General features: G+C 70.8%; 10 protein-coding genes. All 10 read left to right on the top strand.

What is annotated here, in order from left to right; translation table 11 throughout:
* The first annotated feature begins 832 nt into the window (after positions 1–832).
* The 10 genes from BG482_RS20085 (at position 833) to BG482_RS20040 (ending at position 10,798) form a co-directional block, all read left to right on the top strand.
* Positions 833–1,801, top strand: coding sequence for a complex I subunit 1 family protein (locus BG482_RS20085; protein WP_069770442.1), 969 nt, complete (start codon positions 833–835; stop codon positions 1,799–1,801).
* A gap of 2 nt (positions 1,802–1,803) precedes the next feature.
* Complete coding sequence (locus BG482_RS20080) at positions 1,804–2,394, top strand: NADH-quinone oxidoreductase subunit I (protein WP_069770441.1); 591 nt, start codon at positions 1,804–1,806, stop codon at positions 2,392–2,394.
* The gene (locus BG482_RS20075) at positions 2,391–3,086 is read left to right on the top strand and encodes an NADH-quinone oxidoreductase subunit J (RefSeq protein ID WP_069770440.1); all 696 of its coding nucleotides are present in this window, start codon (positions 2,391–2,393) and stop codon (positions 3,084–3,086) included. Before BG482_RS20080 ends, BG482_RS20075 begins: the two co-directional genes overlap by 4 nt.
* Positions 3,086–3,496: an NADH-quinone oxidoreductase subunit NuoK gene (gene nuoK, locus BG482_RS20070; RefSeq protein WP_069770439.1), complete on the top strand. Its 411-nt coding sequence runs from the start codon at positions 3,086–3,088 to the stop codon at positions 3,494–3,496. Before BG482_RS20075 ends, nuoK begins: the two co-directional genes overlap by 1 nt.
* Positions 3,493–5,487, top strand: a complete 1,995-nt coding sequence (locus BG482_RS20065) for an NADH-quinone oxidoreductase subunit L (RefSeq protein WP_069770438.1) — start codon at positions 3,493–3,495, stop codon at positions 5,485–5,487. The genes nuoK and BG482_RS20065 overlap by 4 nt, the downstream gene beginning before the upstream one ends.
* Before the next feature lie 6 nt (positions 5,488–5,493).
* Positions 5,494–7,068 carry an NADH-quinone oxidoreductase subunit M gene (locus BG482_RS20060; protein WP_069770437.1) on the top strand — a complete coding sequence of 525 codons (1,575 nt, stop codon included), beginning with the start codon at positions 5,494–5,496 and terminating at the stop codon, positions 7,066–7,068.
* On the top strand, positions 7,065–8,600 hold the full coding sequence (locus BG482_RS20055; RefSeq protein ID WP_069770436.1) for an NADH-quinone oxidoreductase subunit N: 1,536 nt from the start codon (positions 7,065–7,067) through the stop codon (positions 8,598–8,600). Before BG482_RS20060 ends, BG482_RS20055 begins: the two co-directional genes overlap by 4 nt.
* A gap of 203 nt (positions 8,601–8,803) precedes the next feature.
* Positions 8,804–9,667: a zinc metalloprotease HtpX gene (htpX, locus tag BG482_RS20050; RefSeq protein WP_069770435.1), complete on the top strand. Its 864-nt coding sequence runs from the start codon at positions 8,804–8,806 to the stop codon at positions 9,665–9,667.
* Positions 9,664–10,056: a YccF domain-containing protein gene (locus BG482_RS20045; protein WP_069770434.1), complete on the top strand. Its 393-nt coding sequence runs from the start codon at positions 9,664–9,666 to the stop codon at positions 10,054–10,056. Before htpX ends, BG482_RS20045 begins: the two co-directional genes overlap by 4 nt.
* A 169-nt stretch (positions 10,057–10,225) precedes the next feature.
* Positions 10,226–10,798 carry an SMI1/KNR4 family protein gene (locus BG482_RS20040; protein ID WP_069770433.1) on the top strand — a complete coding sequence of 191 codons (573 nt, stop codon included), beginning with the start codon at positions 10,226–10,228 and terminating at the stop codon, positions 10,796–10,798.
* The last annotated feature ends 20 nt before the right edge of the window (positions 10,799–10,818 follow it).

Raw genomic sequence — 10,818 nt, 5'->3', positions numbered from 1 at the left:
CGGCCCGCCCCGCAGCCGACCGCCCGGTCCGCCGCGCCCGCACAGCAGCCGAGGGCTCAGCAAGCCAGCCCCCGACAGCCCCGACAGCCGCGGCGGCGCCCTCGACGCCGACCACGCCGGAGGCCCCCGCGCCCACGCCCCCCGGCACAGCACGCCGCACCCGAAGCGCCGGCGCCGGCTCCGCCTCCCAACGCCCCCAGCCCTCAGAACCGACGGACCCGACGGACCCGACAGCCCCGACGGACCCGACGGGGCAGGCTGCCACGGAAGCCGCAGCGGCGACCGAGGCCACGAGAGCCGCTGAGAGCCTGGAAACCGCAGAAGCCTCCGGAACCGCCGAAGCCTCTGCAACCGGGGGAGCCGATGAAGCGGCCGGAAGCGAGCCGGTCCCGCAGCCTCCCGCAGGGCCGCGTCGCGCACGGTCCGCTTCCCAGGGCTCAGCCTCGCAGCGCACCCAGCCGCCCGCCTCGTCGGCCGCAACCTCTGCGCGCCCGGCAACAACTCCCCGCAGCGCCGACGCCCCGTGGCACCACGCCCGCCCGGCCTTCGACGAACCGGAGCCCGAGCAGAGGCAGGAAAAGGAACAGGCACGGGAGCAGGCAGGCGAACAGGCACAGGCACAGGAACAGGCGCGGGTACCGGAGGCGAAGCCGGACCGCGAGTCGAGCGGCAGCGCCCCGGGCCCGACGTCGCCCGCGGCCGGGTCCGCCGAGAAGCCGTCGCCTGCCGACAGCCGACCGGCTCCCGCCGACGACGCCGAACCTTCCGCCCCCGACGCCCCCGTCCCCGCCCCCGACGACACCGACCCCGAGAATCCCGCAGGAGGTCAGCAGTGAACGACGCTCTCGACGTCGCCCTGCGACTCCTCGTCGTCTTCGTCGTCTTCCTCACCCTCCCTCTGATCGTCGGTCAGACCGAGCACAAGGTCATGGCCCATATGCAGGGCCGTCTGGGCCCGATGTACGCGGGCGGTTTCCACGGCTGGGCCCAGCTCGTCGCGGACGGGGTGAAGTTCGCGCAGAAGGAGGACATCGTCCCCGCGGGCGCGGACCGCCGTATCTTCCAGCTCGCACCGGCCGTCGCCCTCCTGCCGTATCTCCTCGTCCTGCTCACCATCCCCATCGGCCCAGGCGAGGGCGCCGTCGGGCAGGTCCTCGACGCGGGCATCTTCTTCGTGCTCGCCGTGATGGGCGTCGGCGTACTCGGCTCCCTGATGGCCGGCTGGTCCAGCGCCAACAAGTTCTCCCTCCTGGGCGGTCTGCGCACCGCCGCCCAACTCCTCGCCTACGAGTTGCCGATGCTGCTCACCGCCGCCTCGGTGGCGATGGCGGCCGGGACGGTCTCGCTGCCCGGCATCGTCGACGCCTTCGAGTGGTGGTGGCTGCCCTGGCAGATCGTCGGCGGAATCGTCTTCTTCGTCGCCGGGCTCGCCGAACTCCAGCGGCCACCGTTCGACATGCCCGTCGCCGACTCGGAGATCATCTTCGGTGCGTACACCGAGTACACGGGTCTGCGCTTCGCTCTCTTCCTCCTCGCCGAGTACGCCGGAATCGTCGTTCTGTGCGGTCTGACCACCGTCCTCTTCCTGGGCGGCTGGCACGGCCCCTGGGGCGCCGACGGCCTCGGCTGGGTCTGGACCCTGCTGAAGGCCGCCGTCCTCGCCTTCGTCGTGATCTGGTTGCGCGTCACCTATCCCCGGCTGCGCGAGGACCAGCTCCAAAAGCTCTCCTGGACCCTCCTCGTCCCCCTCTCCCTCGCCCAGATCGCCCTCACCGGCGTCGTCAAGGTGGTGATCCGGTAACCATGGCCCCCCTTCCTGGCAGTGGCCTCGCCAAGGGCCTGGCCGTCACCCTCCGCACGATGACGCGGAAGACCGTCACCGAGCAGTACCCGGACGCCCAGCCCGAGCTCGCGCCCCGCACCCGCGGCGTGATCGGCCTGTTCGAGGAGAACTGCACGGTCTGCATGCTCTGCGCCCGTGAGTGCCCCGACTGGTGCATCTACATCGACTCCCACAAGGAGACGGTCCCGCCCGCGGCACCGGGCGGCCGTGAGCGCAGCCGTAACGTGCTCGACCGCTTCGCCATCGACTTCTCGCTGTGCATGTACTGCGGTATCTGCATCGAGGTCTGTCCTTTCGACGCCCTGTTCTGGTCTCCGGAGTTCGAGTACGCGGAGACCGACATTCACGAGCTCACCCACGAGCGCGACAAGCTCCGCGAGTGGATGTGGACCGTGCCGGCCCCACCCGCCCTCGACCCCGCCGCCGAGGAGCCGAAGGAGATCGCCGCCGCTCGCAAGTCGGCCGAGAAGCTGGCTGCGGCCGCCCGTGCCGAGTCCGCCGAGGCCCCCGAGCGTGCTGCCGGAGCCGGAAGCGAAGGAGGAGACGCGTGAGCCTCGCCGAGGCCTCGCAGGGCTTCCTGTCTCCGACCGGCGTTGAGATCGCCTTCCTCCTGGTGGGTCTGGTCACCTTCGGCGCCGCCCTCGTCACCGTGACGACCAGGCAACTGGTGCACGCGGCCCTCTGGCTCGTGGTCGCGCTCGGTGGCCTCGCCGTCGAATACCTCCTGCTCACCGCCGAGTTCATCGCCTGGGTGCAGGTCCTCATCTACGTCGGTTCCGTCGTCGTCCTCCTCCTCTTCGGTCTGATGCTCACCAAGGCCCCCATCGGCCGCTCCCCGGACGCGGACTCCGGCAACCGGTGGGCCGCTCTCACCGTCGCCGTCGCCGCCGGCGCCGCCCTGATCTGGGTGGTCGTCGACGCCTTCCGAGCCACCTGGATCGACCTGGACGGCCCGGCCGCCGGTTCGACCGCGGTCACCGGAGCGAGCCTTTTCCAGAACTGGGTCCTCCCGTTCGAAGCCCTCTCCGTACTTCTCCTCGCGGCCCTGGTCGGCGCGATCGTCCTGTCCCGCAAGGCGAAGACGACTTCGAGCTCTCCCCCTGTGAACTCCCGACCCGCCACCAGGAGTTCCCGTCTCGTCACGGACGGTCACAAAAATTCCGGGAGCTCCTCATCCGAGCGGGACGGCCGTGGTGGCCGGGACGAGCACGAGGGCCCTGCCGAGCAGGAAGGCGCCCGCTGATGCACCTCGTCTATCCCGCCGTTCTGTCGGCCCTGCTCTTCTGCACCGGCCTGTACGGCGTCCTCGCCCGCCGCAACGCGATCCTGATCCTGATGTCGGTCGAGCTGATGCTCAACGCCGTCAACCTCAACCTGGTCGCCTTCGACGTCTGGCTCAGCAAGACCGCTGACGAGACCCTCCACTCCGGCCAGGCCCTGACCCTGTTCACGATCGCCATCGCCGCCGCCGAGATCGGCATCGGCCTGGCGATCGTCCTCGCCGTCCACCGCAATCGCGGCACCGCGGACATCGACCGGCTCCGCGACACCGCCGAGGGCCACGAGAGCCACGAGAGCTCCGCGGCCGACGGCCCCGACACTGACGCCCCCGCGACCGGAGCGGCCGCCGAGAAGGCTGAGGCCACCGCGTGACCACGACCACCCTCGCCGTGCTCGTCCCCCTCCTTCCGTTCCTGGGCGCGGTCGCCGGACTGCTCCTGGGCCGCACCGCCCCGGGGTTCGTCCGCCCGCTGGCCGTTCTGCCCACCGTCGCCGCCCTCGCACTGGCCGTCGTCGTCGCCGTGCGCCAGGGCGGAGACGCCTCGGTCGACGCGGCCACCGAACTGACCCCCACCGGCTCGGTCCCCATCGAACTCGCCCTGCACATCGACGGCTTCGCCGCCCTGGTCGCGGTGGTCGTAGGCCTCGTCGCCGCGTGCGTGCAGATCTACTCCACCGGCTACCTGCGCGAGGACCCGCGCTACCCCTCGTACGCCGCGCTCGTGTCCCTCTTCACCTCCGCGATGTTCCTGGTCGTCTACTCCGGCGATCTGATCGTGCTGCTGGTCGGCTGGGAGGTCATGGGCATCTGCTCCTACTTCCTGGTCGGCCACTACTGGGAGACCCCGGAGGCTCGCGCCGCCTCCATCAAGGCCTTCCTGGTCACCAAACTGGGTGACGTCGCCTTCCTGATCGGTCTGTTCGCCCTCGCCACCGACGCCGGATCCTTCGAGATCACCAAGGTTCTCGGCACGGTCGCCCACGGCGGCCTCGGCCACCCGACGCTCATCGCCCTGCTGCTGCTCGCGGGCGTGGCCGGCAAGTCCGCCCAGTTCCCGCTGCACACCTGGCTCCCGGACGCGATGGCGGGCCCCACGCCCGTCTCCGCGCTGATCCACGCCGCGACGATGGTCGCCGCCGGCGTCTACTTCATTGCCCGCCTCCTCCCGGTGTTCGAGGCCTCCGCGGCCGCGATGACGGTCCTCGCCGTGATGGCCGCCGTCACGATGGTCGGCTCGGGTCTGGCCGCGCTCGCCCAGGACGACATCAAACGCGTCCTCGCCTACTCGACGATGGGCCAGCTCGGCTACATGACCGGTGCGCTCGCCGTCGGCGACCGCGGTGCCGCCGTCTTCCACCTCCTCACGCACGGTGCCTTCAAGGCGCTGCTGTTCCTCGCGGCCGGTGTGATCATCCACGCCGCCGGCACCAACTCGCTGGCCGCCATGTCCCGCATGAGCAACCTGCGTGACCGCGTCCCCGACGCCTACTGGACGATGACCGTGGCGCTTCTCGCGCTCGCCGCGATCCCGCCGTTCAGCGGCTTCTTCTCCAAGGAGTCCGTCCTCGGCGCGGCCGAGCGCGTCACCGCCGGCCACACCGGGCACGCGCCCGGCGCCGCGGGCTGGACCGTCCTCGTCGCCGGTGTGTTCACCGCCCTCCTCACCGCCGCCTATGCGACCCGGTTGTGGCTGCTGGCCTTCCGCGGCCGAGGCGACGAAGCCCCCGAACACGGCCGCCAGCCCCTGACCATGAACGTGGTGCTGTGGATCCTGGCCGTCCCCTCGCTCGCTCTCGGAGGGTTCGCCTACCGCACACTCCCCGACTGGTTCGACGGCCACGATCTCGCGCCGACCCTCACCACCTCCGTTCTCGGCACCGGGGTTGCCCTGATCGGCGGACTCGTCACCTACGCCGCCTGGCGCCGTCTCACCGGGGTGGCCGTCCGCGTTCCGCTGGGCGCGGTCGCAGCCCACCCCGAGGGCGACGCGGCCCAGGTCGAGGCCGAGGCCATCGCGACGCACGCGCCCGCCTACGGCGACGTGGCCTCCGCGCCCGACCCCGCCGACCCCGGACGGCTCCTGCTCGGCCCACTCCACCGCCATGCGGCCGTCGGCTTCCACCTGGACGCCGTCTACCGCGAGCTGTTCGTACGCCCCGTCCAGGCGGCCGCGAGCCTCGTACGATTCCTCGACCGGGAGGTCGTGGACACCTACGTACGCGCCGCGGGCGCCCTGCCCCGCTGGCTGGGGGCCGCCGTGCGGCGCGCCCAGACCGGCAACGTCCAGACCTATGTGAGCGCGCTGCTCGCCGGCACCGTGGTCCTCGCGGTCGCCGCCCTGCTCGTCGCCTCGGGAGCGTGAGCAGGCGTGATCGATATCAACGAGTCCGTGATGCAGGTCCTTCTGGCGTTCATCGTGGTCGGCCCGCTCCTCGGGGCCGTCGCCGCTCTGCTGCCCGCCCCGCCAGGACTGAAGGGGAAGTCGCCCGAGCAGGCCGTGCTGCGGCACGGCGTCACGGTCACCGGGGCCATCCTCGTCGCGGCGATCGTCCTCGCGCTGGGCTTCGACCACGACCACCCGTCGAAGATGCAGGCCAACACGGACATCAGCTGGATCCCCGCACTGGACGTGCGCATCCACCTCGGCATCGACGGCATCTCCCTCCCCCTGCTGGTGCTGACCGCGCTGCTGACCTTCCTGTGCGCGCTCTACTCCTACTTCAAGCAGCCCGAGGGGCCGTCCCCCAAGGCCTTCGTCGCGCTCGTGCTCGTGCTCGAGTCCGGCACACTCGCCACCTTCGCCGTCCTCGACCTGCTGTTGTTCTTCCTCGCCTTCGAGATGGTGCTCATCCCGATGTACTTCCTCATCGCCCGCTGGGGCGGCGAGGGCCGGACCCGGGCGGCCTGGAAGTTCATCCTCTTCACCCTGCTCGGATCCGTGGTCATGCTGCTCGGCCTGCTCCTGATCGGAATCAAGGCGGGCACTTTCGACATGGTGGCACTCGCCACTGACAACGGCCGGTCGCTGACCACATCCGTGCAGGTCATCGCCGTACTGGCGATCGGGATCGGGCTCGCGGTCAAGACCCCGATGTGGCCCCTGCACAGCTGGCTGCCCGACGCTCACACCGCCGCCCCGACCGTCGGCTCGGTCCTGCTGGCCGGTGTGCTGCTGAAGATGGGCACGTACGGGTTCGTCCGGATTCTGCTTCCGGTCGCGCCCGACGGGTTCCGGATCTTCGCGCCCTACCTCGCCGCCCTGGCCGTCGTCGGGATCGTCTACGGATCCCTGGCCTGCCTCGCCCTCGCCAAGCAGGGCGCGAAGGGCGACCTCAAGCGACTGATCGCCTACTCCTCCGTCGGCCACATGGGCTTCGTCCTCCTCGGCATCGCGACCATGACCCCGACCGGCGTGAACGGCGCACTGTTCGCCAACATCGCCCACGGCCTCATCACCGGCCTCCTCTTCTTCCTGGTCGGAGCGCTGAAGGACCGGACCGGCACGACCGACCTGGACGCCCTCGCCGAACAGACCGGCGCCGCGCTGTACGGCAGGACCCCCCGCCTCGGCGGCCTCCTCGCCTTCGCCGCCGTCGCCTCGCTCGGCCTGCCGGGCCTCGCCGGCTTCTGGGGCGAGATGCTGGCGCTGTTCGGGGCCTTCGACCCGGCCGCCGGCCTCAGCCGCCCCGCCTACCTCACCTTCACGGCGATCGCCGCGTTCGGCACGCTGCTGACGGCCGCCTACCTGCTCGCCGTGGTCCGCCGCGTCTGCATGGGCACCGTCGCCCAGGACGCCCCCCGCCTCGCCGACGTGCGGACCTACGAGTTCGCGGCCTGGACCCCGCTCGTCGCCCTCACCGTCGTCGCCGGCCTGTGGCCCAGGGTCCTCCTCGGCCTGACCGACCCGGCCGTGCAGCAGCTCCTCGCAGGAGGCACCCGATGAGCTCCCTGGTCCAGTACCCGGTGCAGTCCCTGGCCGCGTCAGCGGTCCAGTCCGTCGACTGGCAGGCCATCGCACCACCCACCCTCACCGCGGTCGTCGCCCTCGTCGTCCTCGTCGCCGACCTCTTCGTGGCAGAGACCCGCAAACCGCTCCTCGGCTGGCTCTCGGTCGCGGGCCTCGCGGCCTCCGCGGCCCTCCTCGTGCCCCTCCTGGACGGCGACCGCTCCACCTTCTGCCTGACCGGCGAGCCGAGCACCTGCAGCTACACCGTGGACCGCTTCACCCTCGTCATCCAGTTCCTGGTGCTCGGGGGAGCGTTGCTGACAGCCCTGCTGTCGGTCACCGCCCTGAAGGACGCGCGCGGGCGCCTCCCCGAGGGGGAGTTCTGGTTCCTGCTGCTTTCGTCCGCCGCCGGCGCCGCCCTGCTCCCCGCCTCCCGCGACCTCGCCACCCTCGTGGTCGCCCTGGAGGTCGCCTCGCTGCCCGTTTTCGCCCTCGTCGGCATCCGGCACGGCGATCGCAGATCCTCCGAAGCGGCCCTGAAGTTCTTCCTGTCGTCCGTCACCGCGACCACCGTCAGCCTCCTGGGCATCAGCTTCGTGTACGCGACGACCGGCACCCTCTACCTCACCCAGGTCGCCGAGCGGATCCAGCACGTCGACGGCCAGCTGCACACCCTCGCCCAGACCGGCGTGGTCCTCACCCTCATCGGCTTCGCCTTCAAGACGGCCGCCGTCCCGTTCCACTTCTGGGTTCCCGACACCTACGTCGGCGCCCCGCTGCCCATCGCCGCCTACCTGTCGGTCGTCGGCAAGGCGGTCGGCTTCTCCGGCCTCATCCTCGTCACCGTCGTCGCCTTCCCCTCGTACGCGGACGTCTGGGGTCCCGCCCTGGCCGCGCTGGCCGCCCTCACCATGACCGTCGGCAACGTCGGCGCCCTCCGCCAGCAGACCACGCGCGCGTACAGCGCCGTACGCCTCCTGGCCTGGTCCTCCGTCGGGCAGGCCGGCTACCTCCTCGTACCGATCGCCGCCGCCGCGTACTCCGACGACGCCGAGCACGCCGTCGGCTCCACCGTCGCCTACGCCCTCATGTACGCCGCCGTGAACCTCGGCGCCTTCGCGGTGGCCGCCCTGGTGGGCCGCACCAGCGCCGGGAACCGGATCGCGGACTACCGCGGCCTGTACGCGAGGAACCCCTTGGCGGCACTGCTGCTGGCCTTCTTCCTGCTCTGCCTCGCCGGACTGCCGCCCGGCGTCATCGGTCTCTTCGCGAAGGTCACCGTCTTCTCGGCGGCCGTCGGCGCGGGTCTCGGCTGGCTCGCGGTCGTCATGGCCATCAACGTCGTGATCGCCCTGTACTACTACCTCCAGTGGACGGCCCTGCTCTTCAGGGCGCCCGAGGGCCGGTCCGAGAAGCACCGGGTCCCCGCCCCGCTCACGGCCGCGATCGCCCTCACCGCAGCCCTCGGCATCGCCCTCTCCGGAGCTCCCCAGCTGGTCCTGCGCTTCGCCGACACCGGCCTCTTCTGAGACCGCACGCGCGCGTACGCCACCGTCCTCACCCGGACGGCCCACACCCCTGCCCGCAGGCACAAGGGAACTCGCGCCTCCCGCCTGGCGTTGACCAGTACGGGAGGGTGCACTGGGTGTGACACCACGGCACCAGTGACACCGGAGACCAGCAAGATCCGCAAGTAAAGGGTTCCCCTGCTGCACGACTTGGAGGGCGTACCGTGCACCGCCGGCACAACGGGCTCAGGACCGCAGTACTCCTCGGGGGGCTGTCGGCGCTCATCATCGTCATCGGCAGCTTCTTCGGCCGCCTGGGGCTCGTCGTCGCGGTCCTGATCGCGCTCGGCACCAACGCGTACGCGTACTGGAACAGCGACAAGCTGGCGCTACGCGCGATGCGCGCCCGCCCGGTGAGCGAGTTCGAGGCCCCCGCCCTGTACCGGATGGTCCGCGAGCTCTCCACCCAGGCCCGCCAGCCCATGCCCCGCCTGTACATCTCCCCGACGGAGGCGCCCAACGCCTTCGCGACCGGCCGCAACCCTCGCAACGCCGCCGTGTGCTGCACGGAAGGCATCCTGCGCCTTCTGGACGAGCGCGAACTGCGCGGAGTCATCGGCCACGAGCTCAGTCACGTCTACAACCGCGACATCCTCATCTCCTCGGTCGCCGGCGCCCTGGCCTCGGTGATCATGTTCCTGGTCAACTTCGCCTGGCTGATCCCGGTCGGCCGCTCCGACGACGACGACGGCCCCGGCATCCTCGGCATGCTCCTGATCATGATCCTTGGCCCCCTCGCCGCGAGTCTCATCCAGCTGGCCATCAGCCGCTCGCGGGAGTACGAGGCCGACACCTCCGGCGCCCAGCTCACCGGAGACCCGCTCGCCCTCGCGAGCGCCCTGCGCAAACTGGAGACGGGCACCAAACAGCTTCCGCTGCCTCCGGAGCCCCGTATCGAGACCGCGAGTCACATGATGATCGCGAATCCCTTCCGTCCTGGTCAGGGACTCTCCAAGATGTTCTCGACACATCCGCCGATGGCGGACCGCATCGCCCGGCTCGAGAAAATGGCAGGTCGCCCCCAGTGAAGACCATTCTGAACGTCATCTGGCTGATCCTGAGCGGATTCTGGCTGTTCCTCGGCTACGTGCTCGCGGGCGCGCTGCTCTGCATCACCATTATCGGCATCCCGTTCGGCGTCGCCGCTTTCCGTATCGGGATCTTCGCGCTGTGGCCCTTCGGCTACACGACGGTAGAGCGTCGGGACGCCGGTGCGCCGTCCTGCCTCGGGAACGTGCTCTGGCTTGTCCTGGCCGGCTGGTGGCTGGCCATCGGCCACATCGTCACGGGCTTCCTCCTCTGCATCACCATCATCGGCATCCCGTTCGGCATCGCGAACTTCAAACTGATCCCCGTCTCCCTGTTCCCGCTCGGCCGCGAAATCGTGCGCACGGACCAGCCGTTCGCATCACGCTGAGACGGGAGGCGACGCCGCGAACATCTGATCTCTGGCCCGCTCGTCGGCGTCCCCCACAGCCGATCGGCCGGACGGCCAGCCGCCTGGCCGGCAGGCCTGGGTTTGTCCACAACCGACGGGTTGTCCACAGGCCGGGCCGGTTGTCAGCGGTGGCTTGCATCATGAACGCATGACCGAGAACGCGCAGTTGCTGGAAAGGGTGGCGGCCAAGGCGGCCGCCGTCCGCCCGTGGGGCCGGCCCTCCCTCCCCGAGCCCGTGGACCGGGTCACCGTGGCCCAGGCCGAGGCCGCCCTCGGCTTTCCGCTGCCCGCGCTGCTCGCCGACCTCTACCTGCGTATCGGCGACGGCGGATTCGGCCCGGAGTACGGCCTGTTGTCCCTGCTGGACAGCACCCCGTCCGGCGAACCAGCTGCCGTCAGCCAGTACCTCGCCAACCGCGCGAGCGGACGTCAGGACCCGGACTGGCCGTGGCCGGAAGGGGTTCTGCCGATATCCCACTGGGGCTGTGCCATGTACGCCTGCGTGGACTGCCGCTCACCGCAGGCGAGCGTCCTGCTCTTCGAGCCGAACCCCGGCGATCCCGACCAGGCCTGGTTCGTCGACGCACCCAGCCTCTCCGAGTGGTTGCGCGCATGGCTCGACGGCACGGGCTGGTACGACGTCATGGACGAGGACCTCAGTCTGACGCCATGGACCCAGTTCCGCATACGCACGGCGACGGACCGGGCCCCGACGACGTGAGCCCCACGCCCGCGCCCTGC

Source organism: Streptomyces sp. LUP30 (genome assembly GCF_001746365.1).
Classification (GTDB): Bacteria; Actinomycetota; Actinomycetes; order Streptomycetales; family Streptomycetaceae; genus Streptomyces.
This window is presented reverse-complemented; position numbering and strand designations above follow the sequence as displayed.